This window comes from Neiella marina (assembly GCF_002165625.1).
Classification (GTDB): Bacteria; Pseudomonadota; Gammaproteobacteria; order Enterobacterales; family Neiellaceae; genus Neiella; species Neiella marina.
Window position 1 is genome coordinate 47,196 of sequence record NZ_NGNS01000011.1, and the last position, 21,899, is coordinate 69,094.

11 protein-coding genes are annotated in these 21,899 nt (G+C 48.8%); all 11 read left to right on the forward strand.

Features of this window, described 5'->3' with window-relative positions:
- Nucleotides 1–33: 33 nt before the first annotated feature.
- The 11 genes from CBE68_RS10120 to CBE68_RS10170 all read left to right on the forward strand — a co-directional run bounded on the left by CBE68_RS10120 (nt 34) and on the right by CBE68_RS10170 (nt 21,749).
- On the forward strand, nt 34–1,482 hold the full coding sequence (locus CBE68_RS10120) for a sulfatase family protein (RefSeq protein WP_087505966.1): 1,449 nt from the start codon (nt 34–36) through the stop codon (nt 1,480–1,482).
- A gap of 298 nt (nt 1,483–1,780) precedes the next feature.
- On the forward strand, nt 1,781–3,841 hold the full coding sequence (locus CBE68_RS10125; protein ID WP_087505967.1) for a methyl-accepting chemotaxis protein: 2,061 nt from the start codon (nt 1,781–1,783) through the stop codon (nt 3,839–3,841).
- 468 nt (nt 3,842–4,309) lie between these two features.
- The gene (locus tag CBE68_RS10130) at nt 4,310–5,461 is read left to right on the forward strand and encodes a mandelate racemase/muconate lactonizing enzyme family protein (RefSeq protein ID WP_087505968.1); all 1,152 of its coding nucleotides are present in this window, start codon (nt 4,310–4,312) and stop codon (nt 5,459–5,461) included.
- Nucleotides 5,458–6,894, forward strand: a complete 1,437-nt coding sequence (locus tag CBE68_RS10135; RefSeq protein WP_087505969.1) for an aldehyde dehydrogenase family protein — start codon at nt 5,458–5,460, stop codon at nt 6,892–6,894. The genes CBE68_RS10130 and CBE68_RS10135 overlap by 4 nt, the downstream gene beginning before the upstream one ends.
- A 237-nt stretch (nt 6,895–7,131) precedes the next feature.
- Nucleotides 7,132–10,827, forward strand: coding sequence for a TonB-dependent receptor (locus CBE68_RS10140; protein ID WP_087505970.1), 3,696 nt, complete (start codon nt 7,132–7,134; stop codon nt 10,825–10,827).
- Nucleotides 10,828–10,892: 65 nt separating this feature from the next.
- Nucleotides 10,893–12,710, forward strand: coding sequence for an Ig-like domain-containing protein (locus tag CBE68_RS10145; protein WP_087505971.1), 1,818 nt, complete (start codon nt 10,893–10,895; stop codon nt 12,708–12,710).
- 134 nt (nt 12,711–12,844) lie between these two features.
- The gene (locus CBE68_RS10150) at nt 12,845–14,227 is read left to right on the forward strand and encodes a family 16 glycosylhydrolase (RefSeq protein ID WP_087505972.1); all 1,383 of its coding nucleotides are present in this window, start codon (nt 12,845–12,847) and stop codon (nt 14,225–14,227) included.
- A 14-nt stretch (nt 14,228–14,241) separates the two neighbouring features.
- Nucleotides 14,242–14,979 carry a hypothetical protein gene (locus tag CBE68_RS10155; RefSeq protein ID WP_087505973.1) on the forward strand — a complete coding sequence of 246 codons (738 nt, stop codon included), beginning with the start codon at nt 14,242–14,244 and terminating at the stop codon, nt 14,977–14,979.
- A gap of 44 nt (nt 14,980–15,023) precedes the next feature.
- Nucleotides 15,024–16,901, forward strand: coding sequence for a CRTAC1 family protein (locus tag CBE68_RS10160; RefSeq protein WP_087505974.1), 1,878 nt, complete (start codon nt 15,024–15,026; stop codon nt 16,899–16,901).
- 297 nt (nt 16,902–17,198) lie between these two features.
- Nucleotides 17,199–19,220 carry a methyl-accepting chemotaxis protein gene (locus CBE68_RS10165; RefSeq protein WP_087505975.1) on the forward strand — a complete coding sequence of 674 codons (2,022 nt, stop codon included), beginning with the start codon at nt 17,199–17,201 and terminating at the stop codon, nt 19,218–19,220.
- Between the two features lie 66 nt (nt 19,221–19,286).
- Nucleotides 19,287–21,749 carry an alpha-amylase family protein gene (locus CBE68_RS10170; protein ID WP_143824539.1) on the forward strand — a complete coding sequence of 821 codons (2,463 nt, stop codon included), beginning with the start codon at nt 19,287–19,289 and terminating at the stop codon, nt 21,747–21,749.
- The last annotated feature ends 150 nt before the right edge of the window (nt 21,750–21,899 follow it).

Sequence of the window (21,899 nt, forward strand, 5' to 3'; positions counted from 1 at the left end):
GAGGCGCGAGGCGCCTCGCCCCTAGAGGAAGTTATGAAGACAACACTAATCAAACGAATCGCTCCGGCACTGTTGGGTTTGGCGTCGGTGTTTGCTGCAGGTGCGGCTGAGCGTCCGAATATTTTGGTGATCATCACCGACGATTTAGGTTACGGCGACGTCGGCTTCAATGGTGCGACCGATATTCGCACGCCAAACCTTGATGCCTTAGCGGCAGACGGTACCACTTTCAACGCGGCCTACAACGTCCATCCGTTTTGTGGACCGAGTCGAGCGGGATTGATGACCGGCCGTCATCCACACAAATTCGGTTCGCAGTTCAATCTGCCAACCAGTTATCTTTCGGGCGGCTTAGGCGTTCCCGTTGAAGAAACCTTTATCAGTAAAACCCTACAGAATGCCGGTTACTTTACCGGTGTCGTTGGAAAATGGCACTTGGGCGAGACCGAAAAGTATCATCCTCACAATCGTGGTTTTGATGAATTCTATGGCTTCTTAAACGGCGGCCATGACTACTTTCCAGAAAGCTTCGCTCCTGCTTACGAGCGTCAGCGTAAAAATGGCATGAAGAAAGCCATTGGAGGCTACCTTCACCCGCTTGAGTACAACGGCAAAGAAGTTGAAGAGAAAGAGTACATCACTGATGGCCTGTCGCGCGAAGCGGTCAACTTCATTGAGAAAGCTGCTGACAACAAAGATCAGCCATTTTTCTTGTATCTCGCTTACAACGCTCCGCATTCGCCAATGCAAGCGAAACAAGAAGACATGGATCAGTTCCCAGAGATTAAAGACAAAAAACGCAAAGTATACGCCGGCATGGTCTATGCCGTTGACCGCGGCGTGAAGCGCGTGGTTGAGGCGTTGAAAGAAACCAATCAGTTCGACAATACCTTGATCGTGTTCCTCAGTGATAACGGCGGTAAACCCAAGCTTGGTGCAACCAACACACCATTGCGCGGTGAAAAAGGTAGTGCCCTGGAAGGCGGTACTCGCACGCCAATGTTTTTCCATTGGCCAGACAAAGTCGCCGCGGGTAAGTCCTTTAAGCATCCAGTTTCAACACTTGATTTCTATCCGACGTTCGCGGCATTGGCGGGCGCAGATCTCCCTGCCAATAAAGAACTTGATGGCAAAGACATCTGGCAAAGCTTGCAAGATGGCAGTAGCCCTCGAGCCGGTGAAATGCTTTATGTGATGCGTCACCGCAATGGTTTCTCGGAAGTGTCAGGGCGCAAAGACAATTGGAAAATCGTCAACGTGACCGGCAATCAATGGCAGTTGTTTGATATTGAGAAAGACATTAGCGAGCGCAATGACCTCAGTAAGCAGTACCCACATGTGTTGCGCGAAATGGTTGCCGATATGGAGATTTGGAGCTGGCAACATGCGCAGCCGAAGTGGTTCCACATTCACTCTGAAGGGGTGCTGTGGCGAGAAAAGTCGATGCCGCGCTTCCATGAGACATTTGAGATCAAAGATTAACTAAACATGCACAGTTCGGGATGGCCGACGTTCCCCCGACTTCGCCTCCCGAACTCGTGCTTATTATGCAATGAATTAGCCAAGCGGCTTTGAATCAAAAGGTGGGGGGGAGTAAACAACACGAAATAGCAACACCATAAGGCGATAACAGCAATGTTTAGTGAGTGCCCTCATCCGCTACTAGGCAACTGATATCTCCAAGACAATAACGAATTACATCGACCACACAAGATGGATCTGAGTTTGTCTTACGGACCGAGACTCTAACGATAAAACTATAAAAGAGGTTGGATTTTCAATGAATTTTCTAAGCCGATTCAGAATTGGACCGCGTATTATCGCACTCGCGTTCCTACCGATTATTGTGATAGGCGTCTTGACGCTCAATCAGTACCGACATGCCAGCGATGAACAACAGCGCATCGCTGAACTCACTAGCCTAATGGCACTAGCCAAAGAGGCGGGAACCCTGATGAATACCATTCAGGATGAACGCGACCTAGCCAACGGTTTTCTCGCTCGGGAAAACAACGTGGTGGGACCCGTTGGTGAATACTTTGGTAGTCAGGGCAATGACTTTAAAGTCGATATGCAACAACAGCGACAGGTCGTTAACCGCCAAATTCAAGAATTCAAAACCTACGTAAACCTGCGCAAGAGCGAATATGCCTCGATGCCATCCGTGCTTGGTGTGTTGGAGCGGCTGAACGAGAATCTTGCTGCCATGGTAGAAGTCCGCGATAAGATCGACCAGTACATGATCAAAGACGGCAAAATCTGGACTCTGATGATTTACGACAATACCTCTGAGCAGTTTTTCCGCCTGTTCGAGTCGATTGTTAGAATCGCTTCTTATGATCCTGAATTGAGCTTGCTGTCTAATGCCTACTTGGCTCTGGTCAATTTAGGTGACCGTTATTCGGTTGAACGGGGCGTGGTAGCACGTGCTTCATACATGAACGCCCTTGATTACAATATCTATGCTCGTGAGAAAAGGACTCGGCAAGAAATCAGCAACCTCATCGCACGATTCAATGCCTATGCCAATGACAGCTTGAAAGATGACTTTACTCGCCAGCATTTGCAATCGACAGCGACCCAACAGGTCATTTCTGATTGGAAAGCCTACCGAGATTCCGCGGCCAAGAAATTGCCGTTTGATGCTAAAACTTGGTATCCGAGATCATCAGCCAATATCCAATCTCTCAACCGTTTCAAAGATCAATTGGCGGTTCAGATTGTTGAGAAAGCCGATGAGCTCTATCAAGTCGCCACCGCGAAAGTGTGGCAGAGCCTGATTTTGTTCTTTGGTATTTGTATTGCCGTGGGAGTGGTGTCGTACGTCATCATTATGTCAATCATTCGGCCATTAAAACGTTTGGTTCGACAATTGACCCATGTCGCTAACAACAAAGATTTGAACTATCAACTCGATGTATCTGGCAATGATGAACTGTCAGAAGTTGCCAAGGCCGCTGATTCATTGCTAACCAGCTTCCACTCGGCGCTGGCAGGCGTGTTAGAAGTGGAGATGAAAATGAAGCAGCTGACTTCCAATGTGCTGCAATCGATGACTATCAGCCAGCAGCGAGCAGAGAATCAAAACCGCAACACCGATGGTGTGTCGGTTGCGATGAATGAAATGACAGCTTCTGTCGGGGAAGTGTCCGTTAGTGCCCAATTGACCTCCGATGCGGTTCAGCGATTGCATGACATGTCGGTGAAAAGCGCCGATAGCGCCAATACCAGCAAGGACATTATGGAACAGCTGACCAGTGACCTGGATAGCGCCACCAAGATGGTGGAGAGCGTCAATGAAGAAAGCAATGCCATCGGCGCAGTGATTAATGTTATTCAAGATATTGCCGAGCAAACCAATTTACTTGCCCTTAACGCCGCGATTGAAGCAGCACGGGCTGGCGAGCAAGGCCGAGGTTTTGCGGTAGTGGCAGATGAAGTTCGCAGCCTGGCTAGCCGCACCCAAGAATCAACAGGTCATATTAAGCAGCAAATCGAAGCGCTACAGACTGGTGCCCACACGGTTACTACCACCATGGACCGACTCAAGGGGCAGGGCAGCGAGGCGGTTGCCGTAGTAGTTGAGACCCTCGGAGCCTTTGAGGTGCTGCAGCAAGAGTTAGACAACATTGCTCAGATGTCGACCCAAATCGCCACTGCGGCAGAGCAGCAGTCGATGACATCAGGTGATATAAACCGGCAGATCCATGAGATCAAAGAAGACTCTGATGAGATGACAACCCACGTGAAGTCAACGCAAGTGGCCAGTAATGAACTGGACCAGACCGCTGAAGTGTTGGACTCCTATGTCTCTGCGTTTCAGTTGAAACATGCTAGCTGATCAATAAACAACCAATGCATCAGGCAATTATTTTTGTCTGATGCATTAATTCACAATGCCAATAATTGCTTACAAACAGTGTTTTTTAGCGACAGAACTGACGATTTTTTAGTCGTCGTGTTGGCTCGTTTAGTCGGGTCAAAATTGGCTTCATAACCTACCGTTGATACACCTATTTTTATCTATTAAAGACATATAAAACAGTTATTTATTGGTTGTTTGTTGGTTTTTTTGTCGGACTCGTTTAACAGTCGCTGGCGCTGCTTTGTCGCTGTCAATTTGGCACAAACATAAGTCATCAAAAATAACCAACAAAAAATTCACACATCGCTCACGTTTTTTTGAATTACATCTTGCAAATGCAAACATCATACGTTTGAATAAGTCCTACAATGAAATTAACTAGATCGTTAGCCGTGCGTTCGTTGTGACTGTTATGTCGTCAGCACACCAAATCAGGTTTTATTTATGAAAATTGAATGTATTAAAACGCACCACATTAGATGCCAACTGAACGAACCTTTCGGTTTCTCCCAATGGTTCTACGATCAGCGCAATGTGTTGCTGGTTGAAATTATCACCACTGATGGTGTTCGTGGTTGGGGTGAGTGCTATGGGCCTGCAGACGTTATTCAAGGCGCAGTTGAGAAGTTTTACGCGCCGCGCATCTTAGGCATGGATGTCCTCTCTACCGACCAAATTTGGCACCATATGTGGCGCGCCTCGTTAGATTTTACTCGCTCTGGCGTCATGATGGCGGCCATGTCTGGTATTGACATGGCACTTTGGGACTTAAAGGGCAAAATGCTTGGTCAAAGTGTTAGCCAGCTCATGGGTGGTGCTTGTCGCGATCAGGTACCTTGTTACGCAACTGGTATGTATTTCCAGGATCTACCGGAAGACCTGCTACTGAAACAGCTTGTTGACGAAGCTGTGTCATATGCAGAGCAAGGTTTTAAAGCGATGAAGATCAAGGTTGGTAAGAATCCAGCCTTTGATGAGAAGTTAATCGTTGCCATGCGCGAAGCGTTACCCAACACCATTTTAGCGGCGGACTCCAACCACGCTTACGACCTGCCAGAAGCGATCCGCATTGGTAAGGTCTTAGACAAGTGCGGTTACATGTGGTTCGAAGAGCCATTGTCGCCAGAACATCCAGATTTATTCCGCCAACTGCAAGACAAAGTCAATTTGCCTGTCGCCACCGGCGAGTGTGAGCAGACTCGATATGGCTTCAATAACTTAATCTCCAAGGGTGGTGTGCAACTGGTCCAAGCTGACTTGGCTTACTGCGGTGGCCCAAGTGAGGCATTGAAGATCCGCGCCATTGCGTCGGCTAACGGCATCAATATGATTCCACACGTTTGGGGCACGCAACTTAACTTGGCTGCTGCGACGCACTTCTTAGCGACTTCTTATTCAGAGCCTGGCCGTGCTGAGTCAAAGCCACTCTACCTAGAATACGATCGCACCGAAAATCCGCTGCGGGATCAACTCTACAAAGTCAATGTTGAAGTGGTCGATGGCTCGGCCAAGGTGCCAACAGCGCCAGGTCTTGGCGTCGAGATTGATACCGATGCACTAAACGAATTCACTATTTGTACGACGGAAACGAAATGAACTCCAATCAATTTCAAATGCTGATCAATGGCGAGCTAGTTAGCTCATCAGATACTTTTTCAGTAGAAAACCCAGACACCGGCGAAGTGATTGCTCAGGTTCCGCAAATGGAACCTGCTCAAGTTGAGTTGGTACTCGAGAGTGCCAAGGCCGGCTTTGACGTTTGGTCACAAACATCCTTGGCCGAGCGTGAAGCGCTGATGCTGAAATACGCTGAAGTGCTTGAAGCCCATAAAGACGAAATCATTGACTTGTTGATTGCTGAAACTGGCAAGCCAATCGACAACGCTGAGTATGACTTTGGCATGCTGACCACTTGTCTGCGCTTCTTTATTGAAGAAGCAAAGCGTGTTGACCAGCCGGTAATCGTTGACCCAGATGGCCGTTTCCATCATTACGTGCAGCGTCAACCTTTGGGCGTTGTGGTTGGTTTCCTAGCGTGGAATTTCCCACTGTTGAATTTGGGATACAAGCTGGGGCCAGCACTGGCCGCCGGCTGTGCCAGCATTATTAAGCCGTCTCAAGTGACGCCATTGGCTTCTCTGCGTTGTGCCGAGTTAGCGCTTGAAGCGGGCTTCCCGAAAGGCGTGATCAATGTCATTAGCAGCAATGACTACGACGTCACCAATCCGCTGTTAACCAGCGATATTCCAGCACTGTTCACCATGATTGGTTCAACCAATTCCGGCATTAAAGCAATGCGTACCGCATGCACTAGCATCAAGCACTTCTCAGTTGAACTCGGTGGTAATGCGCCGGTTGTGGTGTATGACGATGCCGATGTCAAAAAAGCAGCGCAGAACATCATTGACCTTAAATTTGGTAACAGTGGCCAGGTTTGTGTATCGCCAAACCGCTGCTTTGTTCACGAGTCGGTTTATCAACAATTTATTGCTGAAGCAAAAGCTCATGCTGCCGGTTTAGTGTTGGGCGCAGGTCGTCAAGAAGGTCGCTTAATGGGGCCGGTGATTAACGAGAAAGAACGCACACGCATTGTCGGCTTGATTGATAGTGCAGTATCGGCTGGTGCCAAGGTTGAACTTGGTGGCGCAGCGCCTGCTGATCGCCCTGACGGCTACTACTTGGAGCCAACCATTCTATCGAACGTTTCCACCGACATGGATGTCGCCTTGCAGGAAATTTTCGGTCCAGTACTACCTGTGATTTGTTACAGCGATGACGACGACGTGATCGCCATGGCTAATGACTGCGAGTTTGGTTTAGCAGCTTATGTCTATACCACCAACCTGCAGCGTGGCATGAAAGCGGCCAACGAGATTCAGGCTGGCAGTGTTTGTGTCAACGAAGTGCATTACGCCGTTCACTTGCCGCATGGCGGTTTGAAGCAAAGTGGCGTTGGTAAAGATTGCTCTCGCTATAGCTTGCAAGAGTACCTGACCAACAAACGCGTATCGGTACTGATTGGCGACTAATAACGACCATGAAGCCATGTCACAACAAGCGAATCGCATGGCTTCATTTTTAGGGCTTTGCCTAACACAAAAAAATACGAGGGGGGTATTTAAGCAAATGGGGGACTTTGCCAAATAGCAATGAATAACTAACTCCGCCCAATGAGGTGGAGATAAAAATCAAATTAACCAGATGCTTAAAGCGTTCAGAGTCATGCGGTGCTGAGCGCAAAAAGAAATAGAAGAGGATTCAATACGATGAAGAGTAATTTTAAATTGTCAGCGTTGACCGCTGCGATTATTACTTCAATCATGTCTTCATCCGTCTACGCAGCAGAAGAAGCGAAAGCAGAAGAAGCTGCCGAAGATGTCGAAGTTATTGAAGTACGTGGTTTACGAGCAAGTTTAAGAAAAGCGGTTAACGCCAAGCGTTTTGCAGATAACGTCACCGACTCAATCCACGCCGAAGACGTGGGTAAATCAACTGACCAAAACATCGCTGATGCACTTTCGCGCGTAACCGGTGTATCGGTGCAAGAAGAAGGTGGTGAAGGTACTCGAATTTCGGTTCGTGGTGCTGGCCCATCATTGAACCAGGTTTCGGTTAACGGCGTTACCCTGACCGGTGGTTTAAGTACCGATGGTTCAGACGCTGGTGCAACCAATGATAACAGTGTCGACTTGAGTGCTTTCTCATCCGACATTCTGTCTTCGATTGACGTTGTTAAAACCGCTGCTGCTGATCAGAACGAAGGTTCTTTGGGTGCTAACATTGAGTTGCGCACCGTCAAGCCATTGGGCTTAAACAAGCCGCGCCGTTCGTTCACTGTTGAAGGTCGTCACAACGAGTTCGCTGATGAGAACGACTATCGCATCAACGCCAGCTTCTCTGAAAAGTTCTTTGACGACACCTTTGGTATTGTTGTTACGGGCTCAAAAGATACTCAAAAAACCCGTCAAGATCGCGTTCGTACTCAGTGGGTCAATGGCGCACTACCAATTGACGATTTGATGACTGACGGTGGCCACACCGCGCACGATATTGCCACCGGCAAGCCAATTCGTGTGTTGGGTTATCAGCGTGATGAGAATGGCGATTACATTCTTGACGACGACGGCAACAAACAGCTTAACCCGATTGATTCACTGGAAGGCTACGATCCAGAGACGCAAGCCTTGTATGAAGGTGACCTTTACGTACTGGCTCGCAACTACGACGACTTCTCACTAAGCACTGATGAGCGTGACCGTTTCTCTGTTTCTGTTGGTCTGCAGTATCGTCCAAATGAAGATTTAGACATTCAGCTAGATGTTACCCATGCTGAGCAGGACATCACCACTGACTATCACAACCTGCGTTTGAACTATGCGCCGGTTACCAACGTCTATCAAGGTGAAGATGTCACTGGTTTGAATGGCGTCGATTTCGGCAACAACACCCTAGCTAAGTACTCCAGCCGTTCTGCTGCTGGTAACTTCAACCGTTCTTACGGCTTACGCGAAGTCGACACGGACGTTGCTTCTCTCACCATTGATTACAACATCACTGACAACTTCAGCAGTAGCTTGCGCTTAGGTTATTCAAAAACCACTGATGAAAATCCAGATGATGATGAGAAAGATCGTTTCATCTCGATCAGCACCAACACTTGGGGCACCGCTGGCCGTCAGGTTGTTGAAGAAATGAATCACGACGCCTTTGAACGTGTCGGCTACGACTGTAGTGGCGCTCAGTGTGCTTACACCGCAGGTGTCACGCCAGCGGTATTTGATGCCTTTGATGGCACGACCAATATTGCTTACAGCCGCTTTACGCCGTTTGACATGAACCACAACCACTTAGGTGGTTTGACGCTGCGTAAAAACAAACTGGAAGATGAGATTAAATCAGTGTTCGTAGATTTCGAATATCTGTTTGATTTCGATTACCTGACTTCTATTCAGTTTGGTGGTAAGTGGTCAGAGCGTACCAAAGACGTCAACATTCAAAACCGAGCTACCACTAACGGCTCTGATTTGGTTGATTTGGATGATCCAGATGCCGAGTTTGAAGTGCGTGGTCTGGGCTCGATTCGTTTAGGTGATATTCTTGCGACCAAAGCATTCCCATATGACAACTACGCCAAAGATTTGGTAAACAGCCGTGGCAATGACTTCTTTGGCGGTTGGCCATTGCTCGACGCCGATAAAGCATTGGAATTGGTTTCCGGTAAAGATGCTAGTGAAGTAGGCTTGCGTGAAACTCGTGCCGGTACTCGCTACATTGAAACCAAAACCAAAGCGGCTTACATCAAAGCTAACTTTGAAGCGCTTGATGGTCAGCTGACCGGTAACGTCGGTGTTCGCTGGGTGCGTGATGAGAACACTGCCAAAGGTATTGGTGGTATCACTTACGTCAAGTTCCCACAAATGCTCGACCCATATGATTTGTTGGTGACCCGCAACTTAGCGGACATGAGCCAAGAGCCTTGTCCTGACGCGGCAATGGGCTTAAACCCTCAGGGTGTCGGTGATACTCGTTACACGCCAATGAACGACGACCAATTGCGTAACTGTTGGGCATGGCAAGTCACCCATGCTTACAACTACACCAATGACGCCACTATTCCTTATGACAGCACTACAGGAGAGTGGTTGGTTAGAGGTCCTGATGGCCAGACTGGTCCAGATGTTAACCGCATTGTCTTTATGGACGAAAATGGCAACCTGACTATCAATCAATTGCCATCACAGGTCTATGACGCCGATGGCAACCTAGTTAACTCGCCGCGTAGCCAGTGGGCTCACTTTGGCTCTGCCGGTCACATCTGGCCATGGCTTGACCGTACCACCGCCTTTACTGGCCCAGGTGGCGATGGTCAGGAAGTTCAGGTACGTGAATTCGAATCGAAAGGTTCTGGTGAACAAGATACTTGGCTGCCAAGTTTGAACCTCAACTATGCCATCAACGATGACATGATTGGTCGCTTTGCCGTGACTCGCACCATGACCCGTCCTCGTTTTGACTCGCTCAACCCTCGTAACCAAGTTCGTGAAGAGCAGTGGGCTCCTACAGCCACCGGTTCTGCGGGTAACACTGAATTGAAACCATTGAAGTCAACCAACCTTGATTTGTCTTGGGAATGGTACTTCGACGAATCTGGCCTGCTGTCTGTTGCTGGTTTCTACAAGGACATGGAAGACTTTGAAGAGACGGTTATTATTCCGTTCCACTACAAAGACATCCGCACTGAATACGAGTTAGAAACCGCGGACTTGCTACTGCCATTCGATCCTAATCGTTTGCCGGGCGACGCCGATGACTGTAGCCCAATGCGTCAAGTGGCTGGTTTCTTTGATACTTGGGATATCCAGTGTGATGTGGTGAACGTGGTCACCCAGACCAATGGTAAGGGCGCTGAGATTAAAGGTCTCGAAGTGACCTATAACCAGAACTATGACTTCCTACCTGGGATCTGGTCTGGCTTAGGTTTGAACATGAACTACACCTATCAAAGCTCAGAGTCTGATAAAGAAGAAATCGGTGATACCGGCGTCTTCCTGAAGCCGCTGCCACAGCCTTACACACCAGAAAACTCGTTGAACACGACGCTTTACTGGGAAGATGGTGGTATTCAGTTGCGCTTAGCTAGCCGTTATCAAGATGATGTGTTGGTTAACCGTGGTCAGGCTGGTGGTGCTATTTGGCAAGAAGACACTCATCGTCTCGACTTCAGCTCTGCCTACCCAATTACTGACAACATAAGTGTCACTTTCCAGGTGTTGAACCTGACCGAAGAGTCGTTCCGAACTTACTACACCAGTTCGAACACTCGTAATGTCAACGACCCTAACAGCGTTGAAGTGGTGATGGACGAAGGTAATGCCCTTGATGGCGGCGTACCTAAGAACCGTACCGTGTCGACATGGCAAACCGGACGTCAGTGGCGTTTAGGTATCCGTGGCAGCTTCTAAGCATCAGTGAACTTATTAAGTGCTGGCCTTGAAAAGGCCAGCCGATAAAGAATTGGAGAAGTAAGATGAAACAAAACTTACTATTGAAAACCGCGATCGCAAGTGCATTGGCGGCCGCGTTATCAGCCTGCGGTGGCGGTACCGATAAGGGATACGACTCAGGCTATAAGAAGAACAACAACGAACTGACGTTTGAAACCGAGCAGATTGTTGTCGAGTTTGATGAAGAAAGTGGCCTGCAAACCATCGATTTGCTAGAAGGTGCTGTGGTCGATGGTCAACCTGCTGCAAACCTGACCACTCGTATCGTGACAAGTCAACTGATATTTGAAGCAGAAGACAACTTCGAAACTCCGCAAGCGCCATCGAACACGGTTGCAAACCAAACCATTTCACCGTTTGTGAAGTCTGAAGATAGCCGCATGCTGTATGTTGACACGGATGCCTTTGCCGAAGCATTGCGTGCCTGTGATGATACTGACGTGCGTGGCGATCGCGATGATGACAATAACCCGATCCCAGATGGTTTCGCGGATTATCCGACCCAAGCGGTGTATGAAATTACTTATACCATTGACCATGGTTATCCAATGACGCCGGGTGAACCGTTACCAGAGCGGACGTTGCGCCTGACCATCAACGCTATTGATGACCCAGTCACTGACGTTAACATTGCGCCGCTGGAACTGCCTGCTGGCGGTACCGCGCAATTGGTTGCATCAACTGTACCTACTTACGCTTGTAATCAAGAGCTCACTTATAGTTCTGCTGATGAAGACATAGCGACAGTCGATTCAACTGGCCTTGTTACGGGTGTCATGGTTGGTGAAACCAGCGTTACAGCAACCAGCGTTGATAACCCAGAAGCTTCTGCAACTGATTCGGTAACGGTGACCTCTGCATTTAGCATTGCCATTACTAATCAGGATACCGATGACCTCGGTGCGCCAACTGGTCATAAACAAGTTGCTGCGTGTACTGCGACGGGTATTGATGTTCAACCATTTGAACTCAACGACAACCTCACTGGCGAGTATGGTTACGACTGGACCTTGACCAATGAAGTGGACTACGTCAAAGGCATGTCTTGGGATAGCGGTGTTGGCGGCTTCGGTGAGGTGTTGGCAGTGAAAATGCCTGCCGATGTTGGCTCAATCAATACCGTTGATGTTGAGTTGGTTTCAGGTGAGACAGGCGGTACGCCAATCTCTGAAGTGACGCCTAAATCGATGGACATGACTGTCGTCAACAACAAGATGTGTGATCCAGGTACATCGGCTCACCCTGCAGGCTGGTTCATTGACTTTGATTTGGACTTTGTCCAAGCAGGCTACGGCGGTAACGCCAGCTACTCGGCTTCTGATGATGTCGTTGCTGGTTCAGCAGCATCGGTACGAATCACTGCTGGTGCCGGTGAAGCAGAATGGGGTGATGCAGTAGTACCTTATTCTTGGGGCGCGCAACAAGTTTGGAATAACCAGCGTAACTGGTACACCGCGAACTATGGTCAGGGCCTGAACTCCATTGGCAAAGTTTACCGGTTTGGCGTCTGGGCGAAGCTAGAGCAAATGCCAACTGAACCAGTGGTATTACGTCAAGCGATTGTTGCTTGGAACTACGAAGGTATTCCAGATGGTGCTCAAGGCTTCCAAGGTCGCTACAGCGGTGCTGGCTTGTTCAGCGCAGAACTGGAAATGACCACCGAGTGGCAATACGTTGAGTTCATCGATGACCGCACCGGTGAACGTGACTGGGCAATTCCAGCCATTTGGAGCATGAGTACGCCAGTATTCACCTTGTGGGAAACGTTCAAGCTGCCTCAAGGCAACAGCATCTTGTTGGATGAAGTCAGCGTAACCTTGGTCGACGAAATCGAAGAATAACCTCCGATAAGTCGAGTCGAAAGCCACTCATTCGAGTGGCTTTCTTTTAGGGCCCACGAAGTAAGCGGCTCTGTAAGTTCAAACGAAATAGTTTGGAGCTAAGCAGTTTGGAGCTATGTAGTTAGGAGAATGTGATGCGGTTTTGTCGTTCAGTGAAATCCTTATGTGCTGTTATGTCGATGGCGATTGCACCATTGGTGCAGGCGCAATTGCTACCTGCCTCTGATCCGGCCAATGCTGGTGACTGGCAGCTCAACAGTAAAGTGAGCGATGAGTTCAATGCTGAGTCGTTGGATCTCAATAAATGGTATGTATCCGGAACTGACGGCCAGTTTTATATATGGAAGGGCCGTGCACCTTCCCAGTTTGCTCCCCACAACGCCTATCTTGATGATGGCAAGTTAATCATTCGTACCCAATGGCAACCGGATTACCCGTTTATCGGTAAGCCTCCGCAGCGGCAAGAAATCAAAGCCTACGAAAACATCACCACCGCCGCCGTTATTAGCCATCACACCGTGTTATACGGCTATATGGAAGTCCGAGTAAAAATTCCTGATGCACCAATGACCGGCGCATTTTGGGGCACTGGCTATCACCAAGAACTGGATGTATTTGAGCTTGTTGGTCGGGTGACCAAAGGCAGTAAAAACCCAGAAACGACGTTTGTCACCTCGTTCCATGATTGGCGACCAAACCACCCGAAGAAAAACAAAGTTTGGAAACATCCTCACCCCACACTAGGCCGTACGGCAGAAAACTTCTTTGTTTACGGCGTTGAATGGCTACCCGATGGCTTGAAGATGTACTTCAATGGTGAGCTGGTCCACCAAGTCACACAGCAAGAACTAGGTGACAAGTGGGTACTGAATAACCCGATGGAGCTTTGGTTCGACTCCGAAGTATTCCCATGGCATGGCATTCCTGAGCAAAGTGATTTACCTGCATTTTTTGAAATTGATTACGTCCGGGTATGGCAACGACCTGATGACAATCAACTAGACCGCGCCTTTTTTGGTTTTGAAGGGCCGCTACAGATGAACAGCCACCATAAACCCGCGCCGCGAATGAAAGATGCCAAATTCTGGCTAATCGACGAAGCGGTCAGCAGCGCGCTGAGTGTCACCGACTACGGCGACAATATGTTCAGCACCGGCCGCAAGAGTTTAAAACTCGATCTTGACCACCTAGAGCAACCGACAAAACAGCAACAAGTGGTCGCCTTCTCGCCGGATGGCTCAGTGCAATTAGCCACTGGCGATTATCGCTTGACCGCTAAGGTTTGGCTCTCTGAGCAGGTCCAAGACACCCAGCTGCAAGTGGTACTCGAATCGCCATGGCAGCAACTCAATACGATCGACCTCGATTCTTTGCCGAGAGGCCAATGGACTGAGGTAGCAATCGAATTCAAACAGCAACAAGCGTCTTCTGCGACGGACCGCATGCGGCTTGTCTTTAAAGGTGGCAAACAAGGTCAGGTATACCTTGATGATATTGCCATTCGCCCTCTGAAGTAGCAGGAGTTCAAATCATGACAACGACAAAAATGATCATCCGAGTATTGGCTATCCTGAGCTTGGCTTGGGCTGGCTTAGCGAATGCCAACGACCAAATCTCCAACCTGGTCGTTGAGCAAGAAATTGGCCCTAATCAGCCGCCTCTGATAGAGATGGATTTGCAGGTGTCTAAGCAACGTGAACTGCACATTGCCATGATTCGCCTTGAGGATTGGAAAAACGTTAAACGAATTCAAAAACGGATCAAGAAGTCGGGACCGGTCAAATTGCGTTTGCCGGTCGCTGATTTAAAGCCCGGTAGCTATCGCATCGATGCTTATCTAGCACCCCGACGCGGCGGCTGGACCGATCGGTTGGCAGAACCAACTAGTGCCAATCTATCTGTGGTGACAGATGCTCAACTGGCTGAAAAGAAACAAGCGAAGAAAAATCAAAAGCCGCAATTTGCCAAAGAAGACAAAGTGTTATTGGTGAACTTTCCTAAAACCGTTGGTGATGAGCCAGTGGATTTAGCCGTTAAGTTTCAAATTTCTCAAAACCGCACCTTAAAGATCAAACTACTGTCGAGCGAAAACTGGGAAGAATTTGGCGCCTTGGACTTTCCCGTCGAGCGTAATGGCGATTTAAACGTGCCGTTGGAAAACTTAGCCGCTCAGTTCCCGCCAGGCAAATACGCTTGGGTGGTGCAGATCCTTGATGATAACGACGAAGTTGTAGCCAAACTTGGCAAGCACTTCACCTTAGGTAAGTAGCCGCTCAGTTCGCTGACATATTCGAAGTAACTGGTAGTAGTAGGATGAAAAATCAAATGATATGTGCGGCGGCCATGTTGCTGACTGCATGTTCGCCAGCGGACTTGACTGCCGCTGAAGCAAGCCAACAGGTGATGCCAACGTTTAAGGAGCAGTTACAGGACTTTAAGCGTGAGAATAAAGATCGACGCAAATGGGACTCGCCTGTGGTTGCCGATTTAGATCAGGATGGCTTTGCCGATCTGATTATTAATGATCATGGTTATGGCATTCGTATTATGTGGAACAACGATGGCAAATTCGCCAAACCTTATGACTTGATCATGGGCGATATTCACGGTGTCGCAATTGGTGATGTCGATGGCGACGGTTTGCTTGAATTGTTGCTTTCTCGGGGCGGCGGCTCGGGCAGCAATGCCCGCAATAGTAAAGTATTTCGAGCCCATAAAGACCGCACCCTTGTTGCCTTACCTGAGCAAAAACCAGCCTTTGAGTTGATGCGCGGTCGGACCCTAAAGCTTATTGACTTGGATCGCGATGGCGACTTAGATCTGCTGAATTTCGCTTTCCCGAGTAAAGAACGGCTAGGTGCTAGCGAAAACTATGTCTACGAAAATCAGGGTGATGGCTACTTTACCGTCAATAATGTGCTGCCCCCGGTCAAAGGCGATGGTCAGAAAACGCTGGTAACCGATTTTAATAATGATGGTTACCCAGATTTGCTGATTTACGGTCACGGACCAATGCAGGCCTATCAAGGGCAGGGCGATTTGACCTTCAAGACGGTCACTGATGTTGTATTACCTAATCGCATTGCTGATGTGAATGGCATTGTTGAGCTGGATTACGACAATGATGGTGACTTTGATCTTTTCATTGCTCGCGGTAAGCCGTTTAAGCCCGGTGAAACCTTCTACAATCCACAAACCCGCAAATGGGGTTTTTTCACCATGCGCGGTAAGTTTGACTATGTGATTCCGGCAGGCGAAGTACTTCATATCGAAAATCTTCAGACGCCTTGGCCACACACTACATTCAAGGTTGGAGAATCAGCTTATACCTTTGAGTTTGACGGCGAGACCCATTCTGGACGCAACACTAAATTGGTCAGCAGTGATGCCTTTGGTTTTCCCGATAAGCAGTTATCGAAGGGGCTATACATCGGCTACATCGGCAACAACAACTGGCGCATTGCCGGCAGTATTTTCAACCAATCGAGTGCTGTATTTAGTGAAGTTTCTTCCTATAAAGCCGCTGAACATCACCCTGGTTTGAATGATGTATTACTCGAAAATCGCGGTGGCAAGTTTGTTGATGTGTCGGCTCAAGTTGGATTAGCTGAAGCCAATCAAAGCACTGCGGTCACCACTGCCGACTTCAATAACGACGGCTATGCTGATTTGGCGATTAGCCCACAAGGTTTGCTGGTAGAACAGAACGTTGGCTTAATTTGGCTCAACACGGCTGGCAAAGACGGCAAGCGGACTTTCGTGAAGGCCGATGGTCACCATGTCAGCACCGGAGATATTGGTTCTTGGGGCATGGCGATTGATAGCTTTGACCGCGATGGTGATGGCGACATCGACATCGTGATGGGCCAAGAGCGTGGCAAGTGGCACTTGTTTGACAACCAGCTGCAGCAGCATAAAAACACCAACAACTTTGTCAAAGTTGCGCTGCCTTTGGTTCACTCCGGCAAGCGAACATCTGTCGGTGCCATTGTCATGGTTAAAGCTTGTGGTATTAGCCAGCAAAGACGAATTGGTTCATCCGGGGCGATGTACTCTTCGACGTTCGACAATATTGCTCATTTCGGTGTTGGCCAGTGCAGCAAACCTGCCTCTGTCGAGGTGAAGTGGAGTGATGGTGCGGTTAGCAAATTAGCCAGTGCCAAACTGAACCAAACTCACCAGATTCAATAATTGATTGTCGCCTTCGTTGGAAACGTCGGCGTTCCTGTTTGTGTGGTTGCTGCTGCCCGTGCCCGTTTGGGCAGCAGACTTTTTTAATCATCTCCTGGTTAAAAAGACCAACTGGTAAAAATTCACCTCCCAAAGCAAATCAAAATGATGATCTCGCTAGCAGTTCTTAGTTGTTGTTTATGACAACGCTTACACCAGTCGTTGTAAAAGTGTAAATTTTATAAACATCATATGTTATAACTTGTCAGATCAATTAATGTCTGGTTTATGGATGAACCCCAAGTGTGGAGTTGAGCGGTGAGCGTATTAAACCAACTTAAAATTCGAACTCGGATCTTGATCCTGACCTTGTTGCCTATTTTGGTGGTCGCGGGGCTGGCTGTGCAAGGTTATCTGCAAGCATCAGCTAAGAACGAGGCCTTACAACAGTTGTCCATTGCCATGGAGTTAGCGCGAAAAACGGGTGGACTACTGCAACAGGTGCAATCTGAGCGTGACTACACCTATGGTTTTGTTCAGGGCAAAAGTAATCCCGCATTGGGCGAACGTTATCGCCAGCAACTCAGAGAACAGCGTCAACGCGTTGATCGGGCATTGAACGATTACAAGCAGTACTTCGCCGCATCGAAACAACAACTTGGCCATTTTGAACAAAGAGTCAACAGCCTATTGGAAGGTGCGGCTAAGTTGCCACGCACCCGTCAACACATTGATCGTTACCAGCTGCAATACGACGATAAAAAGTGGGTGATGAATGATTATTACCCGCTAGTCAAACGATCACTTAACATCGTTAATGGTGTGATCAAACTAGCTGCAATTGACAGTGATCTAAGCCTGTTACTCGGCAGTTACCGAGCCCTGATCAAGTTGGACACCATCGTCTCATTTGAACGCGGTGCGATGATCCGCACCTTAAGCCAGCCGACTCTCGACTACGTTTCTGTGGCGACAACCGTCGCGGCGTTGCGACAGTCTGAGGACGCTGCCGAGGGTTTTCGCTCGTATGCTCCAGAGGATGTCGGTTTACTGTTTCGCGATACCTACATGAGAACGGATATTCATAAACAGCTGGAAAAGCTGCGTGCCAAGCTCGCTCGTTCTGGTGGTGAGTCCTACCAGCTGTCGCCGGATCAATGGTTTGAAATGTCATCGCAGAATATTCGGGCGTTGCGTCAAGTTATTGAATTCACCGATCAGCGCATCGCCAAACAAATGCTCACTCAGTTGGATGACGCGCAGAGCAAGGTCAACAACAGCATTTTGTTGCTACTTGGCTCGATATTGCTGATCGGCAGCGTGTCCTACTTCATTATTTTGTCGATTATCGCTCCGCTTAAGATTTTGGTTAAAGAACTCAAACAAGTGGCAGAGACTAAGGATGTTAGTCGTGATGTTCCTGTCACTGGCACTGATGAACTCGCAGAGGTGTCGCGCGCCTTCAATACGCTGCAAAACAGCTTTAACGAGGCCTTGCTCGGGGTTCGTGGAGAAACCAGCAACATGGAGCAATTGACCGATTCTGTGTCGCAGTCGATGGCCGAAAACAAGCGTCGCGCCACCAGTCAGGATGAAGCGACTAACAGCGTATCAGTAGCTGTCAATGAGATGAGTGCGACGATTCAAGAAGTAGCAACTATTGCTCAAGATACCGCTTCTGCAGTTGTTAGTGCCCACCAAAGTTCAGTGACCAGTGCTCAGAATGCCAACGACAGCAAGGATATTCTTGAACGACTGATCGCTGAGTTAGCCAGTACCCAAGATAAAGCCAAGCAACTCAACAGTGAAACGGAAGTAATTGGCAGTGTATTGGAAGTGATTCAAGGAATCGCCGAGCAAACCAACTTATTAGCGTTAAACGCTGCGATTGAGGCAGCTCGCGCTGGCGAACAGGGTCGCGGATTTGCCGTGGTGGCCGATGAAGTGAGAACGCTGGCGAGCCGCACTCAGGAATCAACTGAACAGATCAGAACCCAAATCGAAACGCTGCAAGCTGGATCGCGGGCAACCACTAATAGCATGGAGCAACTGCAAGTGCAGGGGGCTCAGGCGGTTGACGTCGTAGTGAACAGCTTGGCGGCGTTTGATCGATTGCGCGAGCAACTCGACAACATCAATGGTATGTCGACGCAAATTGCCACCGCCGCCGAAGAGCAAACCGTCGTTGCCTCAGAAATCAATGAGCGTATTCATTTAGTCAAAGACGATACCCACGAGATGACCGTGCAAACGGATGCCACGGTGCAGGCTTGTGGCGAGCTCAGCCAGTCGGGCAAATCACTCAGCGACTATGTCAACACCTTTAAAGTCAGAGGATAGCCACAGCCAATAGCGACGTGCTTGGTAGATGGAACTCATCGTAATAACACCCACGAGAACAATAATATGAATAACAGCAAACAAATCGCACCGCTTGCCTTGGCGTTGATCGCCTTAGGCTGTAATGCTTGTGGCGGCTCTTCCGGCTCGAGCGATAGTTCTGGCCCGGTTGTTGAGCAACCGACCCCAGATCCAACACCAGATCCAACTCCTGATCCAACGCCGGAACCAGAGCCGGAATTGACCCTAGTTGAACAAGCCGAGGCGAACATTGCCACGCTTGAAGCATTGATGGCTGATGCTGAGCTGGAGCAAATTGATACCACTCGCGAGCAAACCGTGATTTGGTTTGCCAAAGAGTTTCTGAAGTTCGCTGAGTGGGATGAAAACAATCCAGATACAGTTGCTGGCCTGTTTGGCATTTATGGTCCATTTCGCGATCAAAAAGATCACTACGCCGCTATGTTGCCAGATTTTCAGCGCCAACAAGTGGTTGACATTCTAGACGATGGCATCGCGCAGTTAACTCAAGTACTCGAAGGTTCTGTCGAGCGTCGTGCTGTGACTAAAGTCGACTGGCAGAACATTAGTGTGGCGGACGATATGTTCGTCAGCAATGGCAAACCAGTGTTTCTTTATGACTATTTCTCCAAGGCACAGGGCAACCCAACGAATGACCCAGACCTCTACAACGATCACTTGGGCAACATGGACTCGATGCCAAGTATTAGTCTTTCATGGAGCGACAGGGGCGATTCCATTTGGCAAGGTAAAGTCAATGAGGTAAACAGCAAAGAAGACAGCAAAGTTGGTTACGCACTGCTGTGGAATACTAATGTGCCACAGTGGATGCGCGACCGAGAGCCAGAGATTGCTACTGGACGCTCGCTGTTCACCGGTTTTGACATTGACAACCCATTGGTACAAACAACTTGGCGTAACATTGTTCGTGAATTTGGCGAGCTAAGCCGAGGCAAACACGCCATTAAGGCCGGGGTTATTTTGTCAAATGAGCCGCACTGGTTCTCCGAGCAAGGCCATTGGACACAAAATTACCAAGAGATGAATGATATTTCATCGTATACCTTAAATGGTTTTAGGGATTGGCTAAAAGACAAATACCAGGACAACATTGCACAGCTCAATGACAACTGGGATAGCCAGTTTAATGGGTTTTCTGAGGTAACTATCGACATTCCGATTAGTCTAGCGAAACGTGGTCAGCCGATATGGTATGACTGGTGTCGCTACAACATGGATCGCGGTATTGCTTGGTTTAAAATGCTGCAGGACGAGTTACTGGCCGCTAATCCTGAAGCTGATACTCACATCAAAATCATGCCCGATTTGTTCACCGAGAATTCTCGTTCGCACGGTATCGATTTAGAGGCTCTCACTGTGCTCACCACCATGATTGGCGATGATGCCAAAGCTAGAGGTCGAGATCTGCGTTCTACTTCGCCCGAGGAGTGGGAAGCGCATTATTCCTACTTCTGGGAGGAGCTTGCAGTTTCTTACGATTTTATGGAATCGGTGGCGCCAAATAAGATTCATGTCAATTCTGAAGGCCATTTTCTGTCGACCTCTTGGTATCGCGACTTGGGAATGTCGCCAGCGTACGTCCGAAACACCTTCTGGCTGGCCACTATCATGGGAATGGATGCCAGCATGAGCTGGTTCTGGGCGCGGGATCCCGATGGTTCGCCGGAGGATCGCCTGGAGGGCGATTTGAACTTTGCCGATCCGGCTCTTGCCGGTTCGTATGCCGCTTCAACCGCGATGCAACCTCAAGTAGCGAACGCTGTCACTCAAGTGATGATGGACATGAATAGCTTCTCTGAAGAGATCATGGCGTTGCGGCAACAAAAACGGCCAATCCGATTGTTCTACTCAGAGACCTCTGCAATTAACAAAAACAATCACATGACGGAACAGTTTGAGCTCTACGAGTCGTTGTTTTTTGAGGGCTTCCCAATGGGCTACGCCACTCAAAACGTCATCGATAGTCAAGACAATAGCGATTGGGATGTAATTGTTGTGTACCGCACTGAATATGTCACTGATGCTGAGTTTGCCGCGTTGCAGCGCTATTTGAATAACGGCGGCACCATCATTGTCGATAACTCCTCGAGTTTGGCTAAAAACGAGTACGGTCAAACTCGGGCATCTAGCTTAGTCGCCGCAGCGGGTGAGCTGATCACCATGGCAGAGAGTGCCGATTTCAATGATGTTGCCAGCCGAGCGCTTGAGTTGTTGGCAAATTCCAATGCCGATGACACCGTGTTACTCAATGAGGCGAACGGCACTGGCCACAAAGGCTGTCACTGGCGTGTTGTGAAGCAGGCTGACGGCAGTTACTTGATGACGGTCATTAACATCGGTAGTAGCACAGCAACCCTGTCTACGGCGATGAAAACCGGAGCCAATGCACTCAGCACCAATCTGCTGACTGGCGAGGAGCTAGGTGCAGAATTCGAACTACCATCGAATGGGGTGTTGTTGCTTGCGGTAAATCCTCAACAGCAATAACGACATCGTCGCCCCAAATCAGCGGGCTGGTTTGGGGCTTCATATTTGCCACTCCAGAAGCCAAGTTGGAGCGCTTGACCGTGTCTGCTCGTCACCAATAAAAGGGACTTTTCACTGCTATTGATCGCAGAACAAATCTCTCTACGTATG

What these genes read in the sequence shown, in the direction of transcription:
- CBE68_RS10120 (WP_087505966.1), top strand. Translation starts at nt 34, where the DNA reads ATGAAGACAACACTAATCAAACGAATCGCTCCGGCACTGTTGGGTTTG.
- CBE68_RS10125 (WP_087505967.1), top strand. Translation starts at nt 1,781, where the DNA reads ATGAATTTTCTAAGCCGATTCAGAATTGGACCGCGTATTATCGCACTC.
- CBE68_RS10130 (WP_087505968.1), top strand. Translation starts at nt 4,310, where the DNA reads ATGAAAATTGAATGTATTAAAACGCACCACATTAGATGCCAACTGAAC.
- CBE68_RS10135 (WP_087505969.1), top strand. Translation starts at nt 5,458, where the DNA reads ATGAACTCCAATCAATTTCAAATGCTGATCAATGGCGAGCTAGTTAGC.
- CBE68_RS10140 (WP_087505970.1), top strand. Translation starts at nt 7,132, where the DNA reads ATGAAGAGTAATTTTAAATTGTCAGCGTTGACCGCTGCGATTATTACT.
- CBE68_RS10145 (WP_087505971.1), top strand. Translation starts at nt 10,893, where the DNA reads ATGAAACAAAACTTACTATTGAAAACCGCGATCGCAAGTGCATTGGCG.
- CBE68_RS10150 (WP_087505972.1), top strand. Translation starts at nt 12,845, where the DNA reads ATGCGGTTTTGTCGTTCAGTGAAATCCTTATGTGCTGTTATGTCGATG.
- CBE68_RS10155 (WP_087505973.1), top strand. Translation starts at nt 14,242, where the DNA reads ATGACAACGACAAAAATGATCATCCGAGTATTGGCTATCCTGAGCTTG.
- CBE68_RS10160 (WP_087505974.1), top strand. Translation starts at nt 15,024, where the DNA reads ATGAAAAATCAAATGATATGTGCGGCGGCCATGTTGCTGACTGCATGT.
- CBE68_RS10170 (WP_143824539.1), top strand. Translation starts at nt 19,287, where the DNA reads ATGAATAACAGCAAACAAATCGCACCGCTTGCCTTGGCGTTGATCGCC.